This window comes from Polaribacter pacificus (genome assembly GCF_038024035.1).
Classification (GTDB): Bacteria; Bacteroidota; Bacteroidia; order Flavobacteriales; family Flavobacteriaceae; genus Polaribacter; species Polaribacter pacificus.
The window spans coordinates 874,652-896,387 of the sequence record NZ_CP150664.1; the positions used below are offsets into that span (position 1 = coordinate 874,652).

Annotated in this window: 14 protein-coding genes, 2 tRNA genes and 3 rRNA genes; 3 read left to right on the plus strand and 16 right to left on the minus strand. The window is 37.4% G+C overall.

The window, feature by feature from the left end; translation table 11 throughout:
* Positions 1-15: 15 nt before the first annotated feature.
* The 10 genes from cmk to WHC90_RS04050 form a co-directional block, all read right to left on the minus strand.
* The gene (gene cmk, locus WHC90_RS04005; RefSeq protein WP_188599288.1) at positions 16-708 is read right to left on the minus strand and encodes a (d)CMP kinase; all 693 of its coding nucleotides are present in this window, start codon (positions 706-708) and stop codon (positions 16-18) included.
* Positions 709-1,740, minus strand: coding sequence for a type IX secretion system protein PorQ (gene porQ / locus WHC90_RS04010; RefSeq protein ID WP_188599287.1), 1,032 nt, complete (start codon positions 1,738-1,740; stop codon positions 709-711).
* 111 nt (positions 1,741-1,851) lie between these two features.
* Positions 1,852-1,961: ribosomal RNA gene (rrf, locus tag WHC90_RS04015) — 5S ribosomal RNA — on the minus strand.
* A gap of 150 nt (positions 1,962-2,111) precedes the next feature.
* A 23S ribosomal RNA gene (locus WHC90_RS04020) occupies positions 2,112-4,986 on the minus strand.
* Positions 4,987-5,144: 158 nt separating this feature from the next.
* Positions 5,145-5,218, minus strand: a tRNA-Ala gene (locus tag WHC90_RS04025).
* 84 nt (positions 5,219-5,302) lie between these two features.
* Positions 5,303-5,376 (minus strand) — tRNA-Ile (locus WHC90_RS04030).
* An 82-nt stretch (positions 5,377-5,458) separates the two neighbouring features.
* Positions 5,459-6,982, minus strand: a 16S ribosomal RNA gene (locus WHC90_RS04035).
* The 16S, 23S and 5S rRNA genes sit together here with 2 tRNA genes alongside, the layout of an rRNA operon.
* A 611-nt stretch (positions 6,983-7,593) precedes the next feature.
* Entirely contained in the window at positions 7,594-8,310 is a 717-nt protein-coding gene (locus WHC90_RS04040; RefSeq protein ID WP_188597218.1) for a DUF4294 domain-containing protein, read from the minus strand.
* A gap of 132 nt (positions 8,311-8,442) precedes the next feature.
* Positions 8,443-12,093, minus strand: a complete 3,651-nt coding sequence (locus tag WHC90_RS04045) for an ABC transporter permease/M1 family aminopeptidase (RefSeq protein ID WP_188597219.1) — start codon at positions 12,091-12,093, stop codon at positions 8,443-8,445.
* A 42-nt stretch (positions 12,094-12,135) separates the two neighbouring features.
* The gene (locus WHC90_RS04050; protein ID WP_188597220.1) at positions 12,136-13,026 is read right to left on the minus strand and encodes an ABC transporter ATP-binding protein; all 891 of its coding nucleotides are present in this window, start codon (positions 13,024-13,026) and stop codon (positions 12,136-12,138) included.
* A gap of 136 nt (positions 13,027-13,162) precedes the next feature.
* Here WHC90_RS04050 and WHC90_RS04055 point away from each other — a divergent pair, with 136 nt between their 5' ends.
* From WHC90_RS04055 to WHC90_RS04065, 3 genes are read left to right on the plus strand one after another with little or no spacing between them, the layout of a single operon-like run.
* Positions 13,163-14,251 carry a M42 family metallopeptidase gene (locus tag WHC90_RS04055; RefSeq protein WP_188597221.1) on the plus strand — a complete coding sequence of 363 codons (1,089 nt, stop codon included), beginning with the start codon at positions 13,163-13,165 and terminating at the stop codon, positions 14,249-14,251.
* Position 14,252: 1 nt separating this feature from the next.
* Complete coding sequence (locus tag WHC90_RS04060) at positions 14,253-15,413, plus strand: aminotransferase class V-fold PLP-dependent enzyme (RefSeq protein ID WP_188597222.1); 1,161 nt, start codon at positions 14,253-14,255, stop codon at positions 15,411-15,413.
* A 6-nt stretch (positions 15,414-15,419) separates the two neighbouring features.
* On the plus strand, positions 15,420-15,959 hold the full coding sequence (locus WHC90_RS04065) for an NUDIX hydrolase (RefSeq protein WP_188597223.1): 540 nt from the start codon (positions 15,420-15,422) through the stop codon (positions 15,957-15,959).
* Here the strand turns inward: WHC90_RS04065 and WHC90_RS04070 are convergent.
* The 6 genes from WHC90_RS04070 to WHC90_RS04095 form a co-directional block, all read right to left on the minus strand.
* Entirely contained in the window at positions 15,943-16,689 is a 747-nt protein-coding gene (locus WHC90_RS04070) for a DUF6503 family protein (RefSeq protein WP_188597224.1), read from the minus strand. The genes WHC90_RS04065 and WHC90_RS04070 overlap by 17 nt on opposite strands.
* Before the next feature lie 103 nt (positions 16,690-16,792).
* Positions 16,793-17,170, minus strand: coding sequence for a hypothetical protein (locus tag WHC90_RS04075; protein WP_188597225.1), 378 nt, complete (start codon positions 17,168-17,170; stop codon positions 16,793-16,795).
* Between the two features lie 8 nt (positions 17,171-17,178).
* Positions 17,179-17,586 carry a GreA/GreB family elongation factor gene (locus tag WHC90_RS04080; protein WP_188597226.1) on the minus strand — a complete coding sequence of 136 codons (408 nt, stop codon included), beginning with the start codon at positions 17,584-17,586 and terminating at the stop codon, positions 17,179-17,181.
* A gap of 12 nt (positions 17,587-17,598) precedes the next feature.
* Entirely contained in the window at positions 17,599-18,894 is a 1,296-nt protein-coding gene (locus WHC90_RS04085; protein WP_188597227.1) for a Glu/Leu/Phe/Val family dehydrogenase, read from the minus strand.
* Between the two features lie 384 nt (positions 18,895-19,278).
* On the minus strand, positions 19,279-20,604 hold the full coding sequence (locus tag WHC90_RS04090; protein WP_188597228.1) for a sigma-54-dependent transcriptional regulator: 1,326 nt from the start codon (positions 20,602-20,604) through the stop codon (positions 19,279-19,281).
* Positions 20,605-20,607: 3 nt separating this feature from the next.
* A complete protein-coding gene (locus WHC90_RS04095; protein WP_188597229.1) occupies positions 20,608-21,699 on the minus strand; it encodes a sensor histidine kinase in 1,092 nt (363 codons plus the stop codon).
* Positions 21,700-21,736 lie beyond the last annotated feature (37 nt).

The window sequence follows — 21,736 nt, forward strand, 5'->3', positions numbered from 1 at the left end:
AGTAGGTCGCTTTTTTTATGAGTTTATAGTATCCTTTGCCAGTTTTAAAACCTGCTCAAATTGTTGTTCTTTTGTTAGATGAGAATTATCGATCTCTATAGCATCTTTTGCTTTTACCAAAGGTGAATCTTCTCTCGAAGTATCCATGGCATCCCGCTCAGTTACATTTTTTAAGATAGAATCATAGGTAACATTCTCTCCTTTAGCGATTAATTCATCATAGCGTCTTTTTGCTCTCGTACTTGCAGAAGCAGTCATAAACAATTTAAGTTCAGCATCCGGAAAGACAACCGTACCAATATCTCTTCCGTCCATCACGATGCCTTTGTTTTTTCCCATTTCTTGTTGTGCAGCAACCAATTTTTGACGCACTTTAGAAATGGTTGCTACGGTACTTACCAGATTTGATATTTCTAAGTTTCGTATTTCTTTTTCTACATTTACATTGTTTAAATACATTTCTGCAAAACCCAAATTTTCGTTAAATCGAAAAGATAATTGAATTGCGTCTAAGGCTTGTATTAAATCATCTTTACGGATAAAATCAGACCCTATAAATTGATGGTTTTTTGCATACAGAGCAACCGCTCTATACATGGCACCTGTATCAACGTATATATAAGACAATTCTTTAGCTAATTGCTTGGCTATGGTGCTTTTACCTGTAGATGAAAAGCCATCAATGGCTATCGTAATTTTTTTATTCATTTAATTGCTGTCTAAGTTAATTTGCAAACTAAAGGTGCTAACATTCGAAGCTGCATGAACTTTAGAAAATGCATAATTAAATGCAAACCTATTCATTTTAATCCCCAAACCAAAAGAAATCCCTCCAAAAGCACGTATGTTTTGAAGTTGCAATTCTTTAGCTCTTCTAAAATTATATCCCAAACGAATATTGATTGCACGATCAGAGAATAGTTCTGCTCCTATAACAAAGTGGCGAATAGCATTGTTAAAAAAATTGATATTTTCTTCTGTAATATTCCCATCAATATCTGAGGTCTGGTTAGAAGGATTACTAACAGAAACATCCCATTGTTGCAAATTATCTAGGGTAACAAACCATTTAAGTGGAACATTCTCTAACTGATAAGAACCCCCTAACATAATTTCAAGAGGTAACTGTTCATTAACTCCAGAATACGTAGTCAATTGACTTCCTAAATTTCTAATTACAAAACTCAAAGCTAATGGATTATAGGGATTGTAATAACTAATAGCAAGGTCAGCAGCAACACCAAATGAATTATAGGTTCCTATTGATGAGCTTATTAGTTTAATATTGGCTCCTGCATAGAAATCTCTCCAAGGTAAACTTAGAGCATATCCAGCAGAAATAGCGATATCACTTGCATTAAAAGTACCCGTTTCATTTCCATTTTCATCCGCAGCTATCAGACTCCCATAGTTAAGATATTGTACACTAGTGTGAAATGTTCCTAAATTTCTAGAAAGTTGGGTAGCATAAGTTACCGATCCAATTTGAATACCATTTAAATAGCTGGTATAATTGACTCCTAACAAACGATCCATGCGATCATTAATGGTAGAAGGATTCCACAAAGGTTGGTTAACGTCATCAAATAAGGTTAGTGCTTTCCCTCCAAGAGCAGTTTGTCTAGCTGAAGTAGAAATATTTAAAAATTGATAGACTTTTTCACCTCCAACTTGAGCAGAAATTGACTCAAAGCATAGAAAGGAAATAAAAAAGAAAATATAGTAAACCTGTTTGCTCATATCTGAATCACAAAGAAATAATAATTATAGCTTATAACGTAAAATAATGAACTGTATTTTTAAAAAAAGAGCAAAAAAAATCCTCAATCTAAAAATAGATTGAGGATTAAAGAAAGGCAACGACCTACTCTCCCACCTAGTGGCAGTACCATCGGCGCAAATGGGCTTAACTTCTCTGTTCGGGAAGGGAAGAGGTGAGCCCCATCGCTATAATCACCTTAAGTCTTTATCGGATTGCTCCGAAATTTCACTTCAGTTATTGCTAACTGTAAAAATTAACATATTGGTCTAATAATATCGTTTTAGTCATCTAGTTACTGAACAAGTTCAGCATAAAAAAGAGTGTCGCCCCGACCCGAAAGTCGGGGACTGTACATAAGCCTATGGGTTATTAGTAATACTCGGCTATGACATTACTGCCTTTACACCTGTATCCTATCAACGTTGTAATCTCCAACGACCCTTTAAAGAAATCTCATCTTGTGGTGGGTTTCGCGCTTATATGCTTTCAGCGCTTATCCCTTCCGAACGTAGCTACCCAGCAGTGCTCCTGGCGGAACAACTGGTACACTAGAGGTTCGTCCAACTCGGTCCTCTCGTACTAGAGTCAGATCCACGCAAATTTCTAACGCCCACAGCAGATAGAGACCGAACTGTCTCACGACGTTCTGAACCCAGCTCGCGTGCCACTTTAATGGGCGAACAGCCCAACCCTTGGGACCTTCTCCAGCCCCAGGATGTGACGAGCCGACATCGAGGTGCCAAACCCCCCCGTCGATGTGAGCTCTTGGGGGAGATCAGCCTGTTATCCCCGGAGTACCTTTTATCCTTTGAGCGATGGCCCTTCCATGCGGAACCACCGGATCACTATGCTCTTGTTTCCAACCTGATCGACCTGTATGTCTCTCAGTCAAGCACCCTTATGCCATTGCACTCTACGTACGGTTACCAAGCGTACTGAGGGTACCTTTAGAAGCCTCCGTTACTCTTTTGGAGGCGACCACCCCAGTCAAACTACCCACCAAGCACTGTCCTCATTTCTGAGTTAGGCTCTAGACAAGCAAAGGGTGGTATTTCAAGGACGACTCCACAACGCCTAGCGACGCCACTTCATAGTCTCCCACCTATCCTACACATTACTTATCCAAAGTCAATACTAAGCTATAGTAAAGGTTCACGGGGTCTTTTCGTCCCGCTGCGGGTAATCGGCATCTTCACCGATACTACAATTTCACCGAGCTCATGGCTGAGACAGTGTCCAGATCGTTGCACCATTCGTGCAGGTCGGAACTTACCCGACAAGGAATTTCGCTACCTTAGGACCGTTATAGTTACGGCCGCCGTTTACTGGGGCTTCATTTCAGATCTTCGCCGAAGCTAAACCCTCCACTTAACCTTCCAGCACCGGGCAGGTGTCAGGCCTTATACATCATCTTTCAATTTAGCAAAGCCCTGTGTTTTTGATAAACAGTCGCCTGGACCTTTTCACTGCGGCCCCACCGGAGTGGGGCGACCCTTCTCCCGAAGTTACGGGTCTATTTTGCCTAGTTCCTTAGCCATGAATCTCTCGAGCACCTTAGAATTCTCATCCCAACTACCTGTGTCGGTTTACGGTACGGGTTCTTATAATCTGAAGCTTAGAGGTTTTTCTTGGAAGCTTTTAGGCACACTATCCACTTGTCCGAAGACGCGTGGTACTATCAGACTTCAGCAAAACCTAACTCTTAATCTGGTCCTATACCTAAATCCTTCAACGTACTATTCCGTCAGTACGCGGTGCTTTCAATACTCCGTCACCCCATCGCAATTATAAGAAGTACAGGAATATTAACCTGTTATCCATCGACTACTCCCTTCGGATTCGCCTTAGGACCCGACTAACCCTCAGCTGATTAGCATCGCTGAGGAAACCTTAGTCTTTCGGTGTGCGGGTTTCTCGCCCGCATTATCGTTACTTATGCCTACATTTTCTTTTGTAATCACTCCAGCATACCTTACAGTACACCTTCTGCGCAGATTACAATGCTCCCCTACCACTTGTATATAATACAAATCCATAGCTTCGGTAATATGTTTATGCCCGATTATTATCCATGCAAAACCGCTCGACTAGTGAGCTGTTACGCACTCTTTAAATGAATGGCTGCTTCCAAGCCAACATCCTAGCTGTCTAAGCAGTTTCACCTCGTTAGTTCAACTTAACATATATTTGGGGACCTTAGCTGATGGTCTGGGTTCTTTCCCTCTCGGACATGGACCTTAGCACCCATGCCCTCACTGCTGTGTATATTTTATAGCATTCGGAGTTTGTCAGGAATTGGTAGGCGGTGAAGCCCCCGCATCCAATCAGTAGCTCTACCTCTATAAAACTTTACCACAACGCTGCACCTAAATGCATTTCGGGGAGTACGAGCTATTTCCGAGTTTGATTGGCCTTTCACCCCTACCCACAGGTCATCCAAAGACTTTTCAACGTCAACTGGTTCGGTCCTCCACTATGTGTTACCACAGCTTCAACCTGCCCATGGGTAGATCACTCGGTTTCGCGTCTACTACTACTAACTATGCGCCCTATTCAGACTCGCTTTCGCTCCGGCTCCATGACTTAATCACTTAACCTTGCTAGAAACAGTAACTCGTAGGCTCATTATGCAAAAGGCACGCCGTCACACAGTAAATGTGCTCCGACCGCTTGTAGGCGTACGGTTTCAGGATCTCTTTCACTCCCTTACTTAGGGTTCTTTTCACCTTTCCCTCACGGTACTAGTTCACTATCGGTCTCTCAGGAGTATTTAGCCTTACCGGATGGTCCCGGTGGATTCATACAGGATTACTCGTGTCCCGCACTACTCAGGATACCACTATCAATAACTTCGCTTACTTATACGGGACTATCACCCTCTTTGGTCTGTCTTTCCAAACAGTTCTAATTCACTTAGCATCGAATATCGTGGTCCTACAACCCCAAAATTGCCGTAACAACTTTGGTTTGGGCTAATCCGCGTTCGCTCGCCACTACTAACGGAATCACTATTGTTTTCTCTTCCTCCGGTTACTTAGATGTTTCAGTTCACCGGGTTTACCCCTATTGCTAGGTGACATGCCTTCAGCATGCCGGGTTGCCCCATTCGGATATCTACGGATTATAAGGTATGTGCCCCTCCCCGTAGCTTTTCGCAGCTTATCGCGTCCTTCATCGTCTCTGAGAGCCTAGGCATCCGCCATACGCCCTTATTTAGCTTATTGTACTTTTTGCTGTAGAATTACTTCTACAACGAGCTCTTTTATTATTTTTATAAATTTTTCGCTTAGACTATTTAAAGTCTAAACCTTCTCTATCTATTTGATTCTTACGATATCATTATACCAATATGTCAATGAACTTTTAAGTCTTCCGACTTTTGTGGAGAATATCGGAGTCGAACCGATGACCTCCTGCGTGCAAGGCAGGCGCTCTAGCCAGCTGAGCTAATCCCCCATTTCTAAATCCTAAATAATTAGAATTCTTAATGTGAGTTAGAATTCTCAGTCCTAGAATTTCCTGTATATATCAAACTTTTTGTAGTCTCGGGCAGACTCGAACTGCCGACCTCTACATTATCAGTGTAGCGCTCTAACCAGCTGAGCTACGAGACTATAATAGCTTTAATATATTGTTTTTTAAAATTAACAGCAAAGAGTAAAATACTTCTTTTGTAACTCACCATCTTTTCTCTAGAAAGGAGGTGTTCCAGCCGCACCTTCCGGTACGGCTACCTTGTTACGACTTAGCCCTAGTTACCAGTTTTACCCTAGGCGGCTCCTTACGGTGACCGACTTCAGGTACCCCCAGCTTCCATGGCTTGACGGGCGGTGTGTACAAGGCCCGGGAACGTATTCACCGGATCATGGCTGATATCCGATTACTAGCGATTCCAGCTTCACGGAGTCGAGTTGCAGACTCCGATCCGAACTGTGATATGGTTTATAGATTCGCTCCTATTTGCATAGTGGCTGCTCATTGTCCATACCATTGTAGCACGTGTGTAGCCCAGGACGTAAGGGCCGTGATGATTTGACGTCATCCCCACCTTCCTCACGGTTTGCACCGGCAGTCTCGTTAGAGTCCTCAGCATGACCTGCTAGCAACTAACGATAGGGGTTGCGCTCGTTATAGGACTTAACCTGACACCTCACGGCACGAGCTGACGACAACCATGCAGCACCTTGTGATCTGTCCGAAGAAAACTCTATCTCTAAAGCTGTCAGACCACATTTAAGCCCTGGTAAGGTTCCTCGCGTATCATCGAATTAAACCACATGCTCCACCGCTTGTGCGGGCCCCCGTCAATTCCTTTGAGTTTCAATCTTGCGACCGTACTCCCCAGGTGGGACACTTATCACTTTCGCTTAGTCACTGAGATAAATCCCAACAACTAGTGTCCATCGTTTACGGCGTGGACTACCGGGGTATCTAATCCCGTTCGCTCCCCACGCTTTCGTCCATGAGCGTCAGTATATACGTAGTAGACTGCCTTCGCAATCGGTATTCTGTGTAATATCTATGCATTTCACCGCTACACTACACATTCTATCTACTTCCGTATAACTCAAGTCAACCAGTATCAAAGGCAGTTCCATAGTTAAGCTATGGGATTTCACCTCTGACTTAATTGACCGCCTGCGGACCCTTTAAACCCAATGATTCCGGATAACGCTTGCACCCTCCGTATTACCGCGGCTGCTGGCACGGAGTTAGCCGGTGCTTATTCTTACAGTACCGTCAAGGTCCCTCACGAGGGACGGTTTCTTCCTGTATAAAAGCAGTTTACAACCCATAGGGCCGTCTTCCTGCACGCGGCATGGCTGGGTCAGAGTTGCCTCCATTGCCCAATATTCCTCACTGCTGCCTCCCGTAGGAGTCTGGTCCGTGTCTCAGTACCAGTGTGGGGGATCTCCCTCTCAGGACCCCTACCTATCGCTGTCTTGGTGAGCCGTTACCTCACCAACTAACTAATAGGACGCATAGCCATCTTATACCAATAAATCTTTCATTAATCTATGATGCCATAAACTAATAATATGAGGCATTAATCTTCATTTCTAAAGGCTATTCCTCAGTATAAGGTAGGTTCTATACGCGTTACGCACCCGTGCGCCGGTCGTCAGCGGAAAAGCAAGCTTTTCCCTGTTACCCCTCGACTTGCATGTGTTAAGCCTGCCGCTAGCGTTCATCCTGAGCCAGGATCAAACTCTTCATCGTATATTTTTAATAATTTGGATGATTTCGTTTCAAAAGAATTATGGTTCGAAAACCATGTAATCTTACTCTTTGTTTTACGCTGTCAATTTCAATATTTTCAATGAACTTCTTAATCAAGCCAACACAGCTTTTAAACTCTGCCTTTTTAACTAATCATTTGTAGAATTGTTAGACTCGAACTAACCGATTTTTACTCCTTAAAAACCCTTCCAAAAATTCCTGAACTTCGCTTGTGTCTCAAAGCGGGTGCAAATGTATAAACTCTTTTTGAACTACAAAAACTTTTTTGAAAGTTTTTTAAAAAAAATTTATCCCGATATTTTTCTGTGAACTGCCCCGTAATAACGGACGGCAAAGATACTAACTTTTTTAATTAAATAACAAAAAAAATAAAACTTTTTTTTAATCTTTTTTCCTAATCAAATCAATACCTAATCCTCAATGAACATCACCTAAACTAAACCATTTTTTAGCCCTTAGCGGCTGCAAATATACACCCCATTTTCAATCCCACAACCTTTTTCTTAACCTTTTTTTTACACAACTATTTAAATGCCTAATCCAAAACAACTTACACTCAAAACTTTTTTTTAAACCAAACAAAACAAAAGCTAATTTGAACGCCTTTCCTGCTTTTTCTTAGCTTTAGCAAACATCAGCTTATAGGTTTCCACGTCAATTTTCCCATCCCTTTCTTGGTAAATTTTATTAAAATCAAAGGTAATGCGGGGTTTTTGCTCTACCAGAAGCTCATCTGTGAATGCTCTTTGTAAGATTTCTTCAATTAAAAAATCTTCATTTTCGTGTTCTGGGTCATATTCTGTTTTTAAAGAAAGGCTAAAAAGATTGGCTGTGGTATTATACCAAAAGGCGTTCCAACCACTTCGGAACTCACGTATTTGATCAAAAACAGTTAAACCAGTCTGCCGATAAATTAACTTTATTAAGATTCGCCCTTCAGTTTTGGTCATTTTTTTTAACTGATCCGTAAATTCTCCTTCTAAATATCGTTGAATAATTTTGGTATACCTCTTCTTATCTCTATTACTTTCTATTTTTGCCAATCGTCCAGAGAGCGTATCCATTCTTTTTACTGCTAAGATTGCATACGGATATGCTTTAAAAACTTTTTTTCGAAACCAGTAATAATAATGTACATCTTCTTGCGCTTCAAATTTTCGTTTGGACAATAGCACTACCTCTTTTAATTTAATAGTGGTTGTATCAGTTATAACAAGGTATTGCTTAGACAAAGGAATACTGTCTTTTTTCTGTGCGAAAAAAGTGCAGCTGCACAACAATAATAATAAAGTCACTAATCCTTTCAAAATGGTCTTGTTTTTTGAGGGTGTAAATATACTTTAAATTTGAATGCTGCAAAAAGAGCACCAAAGTCTATCAGAACAGAATCAAACATAAAAAAGCCTCACAAATAGTGAGGCTTACTAAGTAATGTACACTTAGAGCTTTCTTCTGTTATCTTGTGAGGATGTATCGATCAACTTATTATAAGGATCTACACCTACTTCAGTTGGCTTTTTATCTACGATAATCGTTAAGGTATTGTGAATGTTTGTAATCTTATGCTTTTTTAGGTATAAAACCACTTCTTTCTTTGCGCCATCTACTTCTTCTTCTGTAAAGATTCCGATATCAATATAATCAGCTAAAGGAACAGATAGTACAGGTCTCTTTAAATTCTTAGAAGTGTAGGTTAAGGTATCCCCTACTTGCTCTCCATAATAGCGTCTTCCTTGATCGTTGTTTCTATATTTACTTACCAGGAATTCTATATCAACCTGATATTTGCCATTTGGCAAGGCTGTAGAAGTGACATTGGTCACACTATTTTTATACAAAGTAATGGTTTCAAACATGTCTTTAATAATATAGCGCAAAGAATCTGGTGTGACTGCTTTAATATGATTGACCAAATCTATGGAAGTTGTATATGGAGGTTCCTGAAACTTAACTTTCTCTACATAGGTTTTTAAAGCAGCATTTAAAGTAGCTTCTCCTATATAATCACTCAAGGCATAAAACACCAAGGATCCTTTTTGGTAACGAATATAACCTTGTCCATCATTATACATTAGAGCATTTTCTCTTTTAACTTCAAAAGTTCGTTGCGTTAAATAGTCATCTAATGATTTTTTCAAGAATTTTCGCATCTTTTCTTTTCCATGTTGATGCTCTAAAACCTTTAAAGCAACATATTCTGACAAGCTTTCAGAAAGCATGGTTGAACCCAAGACATCTGCTCCTATTACTTGATGTGCCCACCATTGATGCGCAACCTCATGAACCGTAATAGCAAAAGGATAATCTACTCCGCCTTCATCCGAGTCATCTACATCAGCAATAAAACCAGCGTCTTCGGCATAAGGAATGGTGTTAGGGAAAGATTGAGCAAAACCTCCTCTTGGAAATTCAATAATCCGCAGCTGCTTGTGTTGATAAGGACTAAAGTTCTCAGAATTGTAAGCCAGAGAAGCTTTCATACCTTTAATCATGCGCTCTAAGTTAAATTCATGACCTTTTCGATAGTAGATTTCTAAACTCACATCCTTCCATTGATCTTTAACCACTTCGTAGCGGGCAGAGTTAAAGGCATAAAAATTAAGAATTTTACTATCCATTTTATAATGAAAGTATCTTCTATCTCCATCTGTCCATTCTTTTTGCAGATACCCTGGGGCAATTGCAACTTGATCTTTAGAGGTACTAACAGTCGCCTCAAAATCTATCCAATCTGAATCCTTAGAAATATAAGTGTTGCCCAAGGCTGTTGAATCAGATGGTTTTGGTTTTAACGAATTTTCAGGTAGCTTGTATTTTTTTCTTGCCTCATTATCTGTTAACTCATTTGAATCACTATACCCAAGGGTAGGAAAAAGACTAAAATTATTAATAAAAGTACCATTCTCAATTACAGGAGAGTTAGTTCTCAGAAACGAATTTGGCTTGTTTTTAACTGTGGTCACAAGTTCTAAGATTTCACCAGGAAGCAGACTTGTTTTAAGTTTATACATATCAAAATGCATTATCGAATCTTCTAAGACCAGATCAACTTCTTTGTTAAAAGTAAAGGTAGAAGGATATCCATTGTGATTTACAAATACGGTATCAATCTTCTCCTGAGTTTTATTGACCATCGTATACCTTGCGCTCGCCTCAAAATTTAGCTGCTTTGGATAGATATCCATTGTTGCTTTGACGGCTACAATTCTAGGTTGTGCATAATCCTCATACTTCTTATACTTCTTCTCCCAATCAACACGTTGTTGTTCTCGCTCTTTAGAAGTAAAACTTTTGTTGTCTATGTTGTTCTCTTTATAAATGGTGAATCCCAATGCCAAAAAACCAATCAGAAACACAAAAAGAGTGAATACCAATCGACCTTTAAATCTTTGATTTGCCAGTTTAATTCGTTCTTTAAAAGAATTTGGAATACCACGAACCCAAAACAAGTTTGCAAAAATCAACAGCATCAAACCACAGAGCAACCAATATACTTTATGAATCATATAGCTATTAAACGAAATACCATAACCGTTCATGTCAGAATATGAAAAGCCAGGAGCTTGATTAAATTTAAAAACTGCTTGCTCTATACCGATCATACTTAAAAAAGGGATGGCAATAGAAATAACCAGCAAAACAAACAAACCTAAATAAGGATTCTTCATTAAGGTTTGAATAAAAAGCGATAACAGGGCCCAAACGACAAAACTGATAAAGTTTAAGACATAAAGCTCATAAAGGTAATGACCAATCTCAAAATTGTAATAGCCTTTGTAAATCTGTACAGACATCCCTCCTATCATAATTACCAACAACAAAACCATCTGCATTTTTAACAAGGCGATAAACTTAGACCCTAAAAGCGTCCAATTTGGAATGGGGGTGACATCTATTAAATGATTGGCTCTAGCAATCCCTGCTCTATGAATAAGCATCCCTGCATATAAAAAGGTAAGAATATTAATAAACAAAGCAAAACTATTTCCGGGCACTAGCAACATTTGCCAGGTTACCGGATAGGTATTGGTTCCAAAAACTTCGCCAATCACACTTGCTGTTAAAACAATAAAAATAAAGCCTACCAAAACGATGCTGATAAATGGCCAACTTGTAATAATGTATTTAAAATCCAAATTAGACAACCTCCACATTGTTTTTAGATGCTGCTTAGGAGAATAATCAAACTTAACTGTAGGCAACTTAATTCTTGTGATCCCTCCAAAATTTGATTTTGTAGAGCGTTCTGCGGATTTCTTTCTAAAAGAAAAACTAAAAGCATTCTGACTAAATGAAAAATAACGATACACCAAACCAAAAATCAGTATAGAAATACCCATCCACAAAAGCCTGTTGTATATAATTACTCCCTTAAAAGGCAAAAAGAGTTCGTTTTGTTCTGCAACTGTCCAATAGCGAGTATAGTAATTTGAAGCAGCAGCACCAAAAGGATCTAATAAAGCAGCAACAAAACGATTATCTGGATCAGAAAGCACACCTTCTACGATTCCTTGAACAAGCATTAATAAAATGACTGTAATAAATCCTGCTGCTATATTTCTGGTAAAAGTGACAACTCCAAAGACAATAGCTCCATACAACAAAACATTAGGTATAATATATATAATGTACGCATGTGCATAGGCAGAAAAAGCAAATGGAGAGACCAAGTCTGCATTTGTCCCAGGAAATCGAAACCCGAGAAACATACCCAACCCAATTATGAATACAATTACAAGAACCACCGTAATGGCGCTTAAAAATTTAGCAAACAAATAATCAGTCTTTGTAAATGGATAGGAATACAAGATAGAATGCATCTCACTTTTATAATCTCTATAAACAGACACTCCAATAATAGAAGGAAACAAAAAGAAAATAAGTACCGTCAAAGAATTAAACAAATTGTTTATCCCAATAGGTGAGTTGACAATAGACGATGAACTTGTAGTTGTGGTAAATGAATCAAAAACACCTGCGGTAGATGCGGCAATAAATAAAGCTAGTAAGAAAAATATTACCGCATAAATATAAAAGGCTGGTCTTTTAAACCAATAGTTTAACTCTTGTTTGTATATCGTAAAAAACATAATAATTGTTTAAAGGTGAAAAGATAAAGTACTGTTGCGCATTTAAGAAACAGCGACAAACTCATCTTGTTTTAAAGCGATAAAATAGACATCATCCAACTGTGGCTTGGCCAAAACAAAATCTTCAGAAGGTTGCTGCTCAGCATACACTCGAATATTTAAACTATTATCTTGATTGTAATTAGACGACAGTACATTGTACTGCTTTTCCATTGCTTCTAGATCATCTCTATCGATGCTTCTGGTCCAAATACTCCCTTCAATTTCTTTAGCAGCATCCTGGGGTGTGGTATGCTTTAGTATTTTTCCACCGTTTAAAATAGCCATCTCATTACACAGCTCTTTAACATCTTCTACAATATGTGTAGAGAAAATAACGGTACAATTGGTACCTACTTCGCGGAGCACATTTAAAAAACGGTGCCGCTCTGCAGGATCCAATCCCGCTGTCGGCTCATCAACAATAATTAGTTTGGGATTATTTAGCAGCAATTGCGCGATCCCAAAACGTTGTTTCATCCCTCCAGAGTAACCTGCAACATGTTTTTTTCGGACTTCATATAAATTTGTAATCTCCAAAACTTCTTTCACTAATTTTACCCGATCCGATTTTAAACTCACTCCTTTTAAAGTGGCAAAATAATCCAACAAATCTTCTGCAGACATCTTTGGATAAACCCCAAAAGACTGTGGCAAATACCCCAACAACTTCCTTAATGACATCGGGTCTTCTAAGACATTGATATCACCAAAATGAATGCTTCCAGAATCTGGACTTTGCAAAGTAGCTATAGTCCTCATTAACGATGACTTTCCGGCTCCATTTGGCCCTAAAAGTCCAAACATTCCAGTGCCTATTTCAATACTTAAATTGTCTATGGCCTTTACCCCATTTTTATAGGTCTTGGTAAGGTTTTGTATACGAAGTTTCATGATAGGTTGGTTTAAAGTTTGTGTTGATTAATTTATTGGTATCAATATAAGGACTTTTGTTACAAAAAGAAAAAATTAGCATCAAAGTATTCTTTTAAAAAAAAGAAAACGATTATTTTTACAAAAAAAGAAACAGATGTCAAAAAAATCAATATTAAATAAAAAGTCACTTAATTTTTTAGAAAGTTATTTGAACAATGCAGCCCCTACGGGTTATGAATGGGAAGGTCAAAAAATTTGGATGAAGTATCTAGAACCTTATGTTGATGAGTTTATTACTGATACTTACGGAACTGCTGTAGGAGTTATCAATCCAGATGCTCCTTATAAAGTTGTGATCGAAGGACATGCTGATGAGATTTCTTGGTATGTTAATTACATCTCTGATAACGGTCTAATTTACGTAATTAGAAACGGTGGGTCTGACCATCAAATTGCACCGAGTAAGGTGGTTAATATCCATACCAAAAAAGGAATCGTAAAAGGGGTCTTTGGTTGGCCAGCAATCCACACGCGCTTAAAAGGAAAAGAAGAAGCTCCAACACCAGAAAACATTTTTATCGATTGTGGTTGTACGACAAAAGAAGAAGTAGAAAAGCTTGGAGTACATGTTGGTTGTGTTATTACCTATCCAGATGAATTTCATATTTTAAATGGCGATAAATTTGTTTGTAGAGCATTAGACAATAGAATGGGTGGTTTTATGATTGCAGAAGTTGCAAGATTATTACATGAAAACAAAAAGAAACTGCCTTTTGGTTTATACGTTACCAACTCTGTTCAAGAAGAAATTGGTCTTAGAGGTGCTGAGATGATTACGCATCGCATTCAGCCTAATGTGGCGATTGTTACTGATGTAACCCATGACACCACCACACCAATGATTGACAAAAAGAAAGAAGGTCATATAGAAATGGGCAAAGGTCCAGTAATTGCTTTTGCACCTGCTGTTCAGCAAAAACTTAGAGATCTTATTACCGATACAGCAGAAAGCAATAAAATTCCGTTCCAACGCTCTGCCTTATCTAGAGCTACAGGTACAGATACAGATGCATTTGCATACAGCAATGGAGGTGTTGCATCTGCGTTAATTTCTTTGCCTTTGCGTTATATGCACACCACAGTAGAAATGGTTCATAGAGAAGATGTTGAAAACGTGATAAAAATGATTTATGAATCTTTATTAAAAATAGAAGAAGGGGAAACGTTTTCTTATTTTAAATAAAATGAAACTACAAGAACAAAGAAGTCAATTTGAGATTCCTTCTGAGGTATCCTATTTAAACATCGCTAGCCTTTCTCCGTCTTTTAAGACGGTAGAAAAGGCTGGTTTAGATGCCGTAAAAGAAAAAAGCCAACCCTTTTTAATTCCAAGTTTAGCTTATTTTGATCCTGTAAAAGAACTAAAACAACTTTTTGCAAATCTTATCCAAGCTCCAGATCTTAATAGAATTGCCCCTATTCCTTCTGTTTCATACGGGATGGCCACTGTAGCAAATAATATTAAACTCAAAAAAGGAGATGAAATTCTGTTGATAGAAGAACAGTTCCCTAGCAACTATTATGTATGGGAAAAATTGGCTCAAAAATTTGAAGCTCAAATTACCATCATACCAAAACCTAAACAAAATAAAGATTTCGGAAAACTTTGGAATGAAGCAATTTTAAATGCAATTAGTGATAAAACTGCCCTAATTGCTTTGGGAAACATTCATTGGGTACACGGAACCATTTTTGATTTAAAAGCGATTCGTAAAAAAACCAAAGCACACAAAGCACTCTTAATTGTTGATGGAAGTCAATCTGTAGGCGCACTTCCTTTTTCTGTTTTAGAAATTGATCCTGACGCATTAATTTGCGCAGGCTACAAATGGCTGTTTGGTCCATATGGCTGTGCCTATGCCTATTTTGGTTCTTATTTTGATGAAGGACAACCCATAGAAGAAAATTGGTCCAATCGTTTGGATAGTGAAAACTTAAGCGGACTAACCAATTATCAATCCAAGTACAAACCATTAGCCAATAGATATGCTGTTGGTGAGCACGCTAGTTTTATCTACGTAAAAATGCAAATTGCAGCGCTAAAACAACTCATCGCATGGTCCCCAAAGTCCATTCAAGAATACTGTGCTAGTATTACCCTCGATGCGGTAAAAGAACTACAAGAAGCTGGGTTCTATATAGCTGAAAGCGAACAAAGAGCACAGCATTTGTTTGGTGTAGAATTACCAGAAAGGCTAAATCAAACTGCCTTAAAAGAAAGACTAGCAGAAGAAAACATCTATGTTTCTTTTCGCGGAAACTCTTTGCGAATTTCTTGCCATCTCTTTAACACAAAAGAAGATCTTAAAAAATTAAGCACCTGTTTAATAGCAGCTCTAGACTAACCTATTTTGGATGAGCTCTTAGACATACTTACTCCTGAAGGACAATTGACAGGTAAAACTTGTTTAAAATCTGAAGCACATCAAAAAGGGTATTATCATCAAACAGTTCATGCTTGGTTTTATACAACACACAGAAAAGTACTATTGCAAAAAAGAGCCTCCATTAAACAAGTATTCCCAAATTTGTGGGATGTTTCTGTTGCAGGCCATATTGGTGCTGGTGAACCTATTCTATCAGCAGCTGCTAGAGAAGTAAAAGAAGAGATTGGCTTGACGGTTCCTAAAACTGATTTTGTCCAGGTTGGTTTGCGCAAGGATGAAATTATCCATCCAAATGGGATCTTAGACAATGAGTTTAAGCATATTTTTCTCTGCAAATTAACTAAGGAAGTATCAGAGTTAACAATGCAAATTGGAGAAGTTGATGATTTACAATTGTTTGATCTTGCTATACTAAAAAACACCACAAAACACGGTAGTTTTATGGTGCCTAATTTTAAAAATTACTACGATTTTATCTATGATAAAATTACTGCAGCGCTGTAGGTTTCTCAAAAAATGAAGCTTGTACTTCTTCGTTGCTAATTTTTGGCTCTATAAATTCAGTTGCAGCTCCTCTAGGTTTGGTAGGAACTCCATTAGCGTCTTGTTGATACCAAGTAATTGATTTAGGCAATAACAAATCACCTACTTTATGCCAATCATTGTAACGAATGATGCTAAATTTTTCTGAAGGAGCTTTAGAGTTGAAGGTAACCGTATAAGCCAACCATTCCATCTGATGCGTATCTTTATTGTAATAAATCATATAATTATCATCTGGAGAAGATCCTACATTAGCACCGTAAGAAATCTTATATCCAGGATAGTGATTGCCTTCAAAAACTAAATCTTCAGTTTTTTCATAGTGAATCCCATCATCCGACAAGACAAAGGGCATGGCATAAAAATAGAAGTATAAATTGTGGTAAAAATCTTTATTGCTTTTAAAAGCTGTACTATCTTTTTGAGACAACCAAACCTCCGATCCATCAAACCCAAGCGAATAATTAGCAGCGCTAATACGTGTTTTTCTCGATTGTAAATCTATCGTATGTACTTCATCTCCCTTATGAAAAGACAATAACGTTGCCGCTTTCCATGCATCATAACCTCCATGAGCAGTAAAAACTTGCTCCATTTCTGCGGGAAAATTGGTTGTTTTCACTTCTTTCTTTGCTTCCTCTTTACAAGAAACCATCATCAATACGACTACTAAAATAATTGCTTTTTTCATTGACTTAAAATATACGTTTCAAGTCATAGTCGCCTTTGATCTTTATTACTTACAAACTAAATTAAAAAATGTGATACTTAGAAAAGTATCACATTTAAATTGTTTATTTTAAAAGCACAGTAAAGGCTTTCTTTTTTAGGCTTCTATATTTTTTAAGATGATTAAGATACAATAGACGTATCTCTTCATGTTCATTTAAAAACACCAAATCACATTCAAGATCTGTACACTCACTCAAATTTTCTGTGGCATTTCTAAAACTTTGAAGATTGCTTAACAAATCCATACTTTGATGTATCATATCTAAAAACTCATCCCTCAAAGCACTGTCTTTAAGTTTATTCGAAGCAATTTTAGCCAAATAATCACACTCTTCAATGCTGAAATTTATATCAGAAATCCAAATATCTAACTCTTTAAAACTTCTCTTCTGTATGATGACTATCTCAGAATCATGCTCGTAATTTACTAATGGTTGCATAAATCTATCTATTTTTCTTGGGTAGTGTGTTGTACGACATCTACCACCTTTAATTCTTTAATTCCTCCTGGAAACTCCCATTGTATTGGATCTCCTTTCGCATATCCAAGTACTGCTGCCCCCATGGGCAACAGTACAGATATTTTTTTCTCTTTGGCATTGCTCTTCGTAGGTAAAACCAATCTAAAGGTATTTGTCCAACTATTATCCATAGTACTGATGGTCACTAATGAGTTTAATCGAACTACATCATCAACCATATCAGCTTCATTAAGTACATTGGCTTCTCTCAACTCTGCCTGCAATTTGTACAGGTGTTTTGGCATTGAGCTCGCTAAGGCTGGTCCTTCTAAATGCAACAACTGCTTTAAGACAGCGTACTCTTCTTTTTCTACTTGTAACCGTTTATACTTCATAGTTTCAATTTATCATGGAAAAATACCTCTTTGAACATATGCTCTTTCTATTCGTTCTATAGCTATTACATAAGCCGCAGATCTCATATCTAGTTTTCTGTTTTCTGACATGTTAAGTACTCTAATAAATACTTCTTTCATTTTTTTGTCAAGTCTTGCCATAATTTCATCAAGCTCCCAGAGCTCTCCGTTTCTGTTTTGAAGCCATTCAAAATAACTAGCAATAACTCCACCAGAGTTGCATAAAATATCAGGTATAATAGTCACTCCTTTTTCTAACAAAATTTCTTCTGCTTCTACAGTTGTAGGTCCATTTGCTCCTTCTGCAACTAAAAAAGCTTTAATTAATGGTGCATTTTCTGCTGTAATTTGATTCCCCAATGCTGCTGGTATACAAATATCACAATCAACACCAAAAAAATCATCCTTCTCTATGGCAGCTGCATTCGAAAAACCTACCAAGCTTCCTTCGTTAATTTTTGTATATTGAAATAGGCTGTCTACAGAAATCCCTTCTTGATTAACAATACTTCCAAAAGCATCCTGAACACCAACCAATTTAGCACCATCTTTTTCTAAAAAGTGTGCAGCCCAGTATCCTACATTTCCAAAACCTTGTACGATAAATCTTTTGTCTTTAAGCGGAATGTTTTTGTGCTCTGCCCAAAATTTTATATTTAAATAAACTCCATAACCAGTTGCTCTATCTCTACCTTCTAGACCTCCTGATCCAACAGGTTTACCTGTAACTACATGTTGATTTTTTGAACGCTCAGATGGCGCTTTTGTAGACATATAGGTGTCTGCAATCCAGGCCATAGTTTGTGAATTTGTATTCACATCTGGTGCAGGAATATCATGTTCTGGTCCAATATTATCACCTAAAGCATAGGTAAAACGTCTAGTAATACGCTCTAACTCTGACTGAGAATATAAGTTTGGATCCATCTGAATACCCCCTTTTGCTCCTCCATATGGTAAGCCTGCTAAAGAAGTTTTCCAGGTCATCCACATGGCCAAAGCCTTCACGGCATCAATATCAATTGTTGGATGATATCTTAAACCCCCTTTGTACGGACCTAATGCATTGTTGTGCTGTACTCTGTACCCTTTAAAAATCTCAACTTCACCGTTGTCCATACGAACAGGAAAGTGAATAATTAATTCATTGTTTGTGATTCCTAAGATTTTTCTAATGTTTGGGTTTAATCCAACCAAATCAGAAGCCGTGTTAAATTGCTGCAATACATTATTTAACATACCGCTTTTTGGCTCTTCTTTCTTTTTTAATTCTTTTACTAATGTCATTTTCTAATAGTTAAATTCAACTTTTTTTTCATTTTCAATGAAATCAAAATCTGTTGATGATACATTTTTTATACTTTGTTGGTAATCTTCGTTGTGCATATATTCACTACAAGACCAAATAAAATTTTTATCTGTGGTCAAAGCACACGATTCTAGATAAGCACAAGTGCTGCATAAACTTTTCTCTAATGAGTTCATATATAATTATTTTTCGAATACAAATACCAAGAGGCAACTGCTGTACCAAAAAAACAAAGAACCTAAAGAACAACACATAACTAAATGAATATCTGCTACTTGCGTTACAATATTTAAATACAAGACAAAAAGAAACCGGGGAGTAATTCCCCGGCTGATTCATTTATCCCCAAAAGCAACTATTGCTTATTTTAATTTCTCTCTGAGTGTTTTTCTATCTATCTGAAGTATTTCTGCAGCCTTTGTTTTATTCTGATTTGTAGCGTCTAAAACTTTTAGAATATAACGTTTTTCTACCTCTTTTAAAGTGCTTAAATTTTTAGAATCAGAAAACTCAATCTGGTATTTGACATGCTCAGGCAGATCAGAAACCTCAACAGAGTTTTCACACATAATTACAGCTCTTTGAATTGTATTCTCTAACTCTCTAATATTACCCGGCCAATGATATCTCTTTAAAATTTCTAAGGCTTCTGGACTTATTTTTAAATAACGATCTCTATATTCTAAAGCGTATTTAAGCAAGAACTTATCGACCAACAATGGAATATCAGTACTGCGTTCTCTTAATGTTGGCACATCTATTTGCACCACAGTTAATCGATAATACAAATCTTCTCTAAAGCCGCCTTTTTTAATAAGCTCTTGCAAATCTATATTGGTGGCCGTTACCACTCTAAGATCAATTTTTTCTGGTTTTTGTGCACCAACTTTGACCACTTCTTTTTCTTGAAGTACTCGAAGTAATCGCAGTTGTGTGGCCATAGAAGCATTGCCTATTTCATCTAAAAAAAGGGTTCCTTGATTGGCTGCTTGAAAAAAACCTGTTTTTGTAGTTTCTGCTCCTGTAAAAGCGCCTTTAACATAACCAAACAACTCTGACTCTAACAAATTCTCTGGGATAGCACCACAATTAACAGCGATAAAAGGCCCTCTTGAAAATTTACCCATATAGTGTATAGACCTAGCCACCAACTCTTTTCCTGTTCCACTTTCTCCAACAATACAAACAGTGGCTTTGTTATTTTTTAAGCGATCAATCGTTTCAGTTACTTTGCGCATGGCTTCTGAACTTCCTATCAAATCGCCATAACTTGTTTTACTGGTTGTGACTATATCTTTTTGGGTCTTTTTAGGTTGGTCTGATCTGGAAAAAGATTTAAACACTGCTGCTTTTAATTCTTCTTTGGTAAAAGGCTTGGTTAAATAATCTACAACTCCATGTTTCATGACCTCTATTGCACCATCGATTGAAGGATATCCAGTGACCACCAAGGTAGGTAAACTAGGATAATGCTCTGTGGTATATTTAATCAACTGCATACCGTCAACTCCAGGCATTTGCAAATCTGTGATCAATAAATCTATGGTTTGATCCTTTAAAATAGTCAAGGCTTCTTGTACAGAAACCGCTTTAAAAGTGTGAAAGTTTAAATTTTTTAAATGCCGCTGAATGAGCTCTAATATATGAATATCATCATCGACAATTAAGATGTTTTCTTTTTCTAACATGCTTTAAGATTTTGGAAAGCTAATCGTAAAAATAGTCCCTTTGGGTTTATTTTTTTTATAACTAATGGATCCTTTATGACTTTTAACAATTCCATGAACCACACTCAAACCTAGGCCAGAACCTTCGCCTACTCCTTTTGTTGTATAAAATGGATTGTAGATTTTATCTGCTGCTTCTTTTTTTATGCCAGTTCCTTGGTCATAAATTTTTAAGACCACTTCTTCTGCAGTATCCTCTACAGTTACTTGTATTTTTCCTTTGATTGGTGAAAAATAAATTGCATTGATTAGCAAGTTAAACATAACCTGTGTCATTTGTATGGCATCTACCTTTAGCATGATGCTATCGTTAGAATAAGATAAATCACAATGAATCTCTTTCTTCTGAAAGTTTGGACTTAGCAAACCAATCGCTTCTTTGATAATAGGCAGTATATTGGTAAGGGACATTTGCTGAGGCATTTCGCAAGAAAAAAACATTAATTTTTTTACAACCTCTCTAGAATAGATAGCACTATTGATTACCTTTTGAAGATCTTTATAATCTTGATCATTTTTAGTAATTCGCTCTTGCAACAATTCTGTAAAGCCTAAGATATTTGCCAAAGGAGTGTTTAACTCATGAGCAATTCCGGCAATAATTTCACCTAAAATTGCCAATCTATCAACCCGTTCAAGTTGCATTTTTGCAATCTTTTCTTTTGCTTCAACTTCTTTTCTCTCAAAAAAATCACCAATTTCTGAAGCAATCTTATTTAGCAAGAGCTGTTCTTCTTTTAAAAAAGAGTTTTGAGAAAATTCTAATTTTGGATAGCCAACTTTTATAGAGCCTTCTATTTGCTGAAAAACATGAACAGCAGAAATAATAAAGATAGTTTCTTTACTAGGAGATCCTAATGAGATATTATGATCTTTAACATTAATCTCTACAAATGCTTTTTCAGGAAAACGAATAGACTCCTTTACACTCACAGCTATTTGATGAAGAAGATCCTCTTTATCCGTAACCTTTTTATCACGCACCAAAGAGCTAACTGTATACAAACAAGTTAGCTCTTTAATCCGCTCTTTTAATTTTTCTTCTGTTGAATTCACAATCTTTCAGATTTATAGAAACAAACACAAAGTTAAG

Bases quoted from the DNA above. Each gene is read 5' to 3' on its own strand.
- WHC90_RS04050 (WP_188597220.1), bottom strand. From the start codon at position 13,026: ATGAAACTTCGTATACAAAACCTTACCAAGACCTATAAAAATGGGGTA.
- WHC90_RS04055 (WP_188597221.1), top strand. From the start codon at position 13,163: ATGTCAAAAAAATCAATATTAAATAAAAAGTCACTTAATTTTTTAGAA.
- WHC90_RS04070 (WP_188597224.1), bottom strand. From the start codon at position 16,689: ATGAAAAAAGCAATTATTTTAGTAGTCGTATTGATGATGGTTTCTTGT.
- WHC90_RS04060 (WP_188597222.1), top strand. From the start codon at position 14,253: ATGAAACTACAAGAACAAAGAAGTCAATTTGAGATTCCTTCTGAGGTA.
- cmk (WP_188599288.1), bottom strand. From the start codon at position 708: ATGAATAAAAAAATTACGATAGCCATTGATGGCTTTTCATCTACAGGT.
- WHC90_RS04045 (WP_188597219.1), bottom strand. From the start codon at position 12,093: ATGTTTTTTACGATATACAAACAAGAGTTAAACTATTGGTTTAAAAGA.
- WHC90_RS04075 (WP_188597225.1), bottom strand. From the start codon at position 17,170: ATGCAACCATTAGTAAATTACGAGCATGATTCTGAGATAGTCATCATA.
- WHC90_RS04085 (WP_188597227.1), bottom strand. From the start codon at position 18,894: ATGACATTAGTAAAAGAATTAAAAAAGAAAGAAGAGCCAAAAAGCGGT.
- WHC90_RS04090 (WP_188597228.1), bottom strand. From the start codon at position 20,604: ATGTTAGAAAAAGAAAACATCTTAATTGTCGATGATGATATTCATATA.
- porQ (WP_188599287.1), bottom strand. From the start codon at position 1,740: ATGAGCAAACAGGTTTACTATATTTTCTTTTTTATTTCCTTTCTATGC.
- WHC90_RS04080 (WP_188597226.1), bottom strand. From the start codon at position 17,586: ATGAAGTATAAACGGTTACAAGTAGAAAAAGAAGAGTACGCTGTCTTA.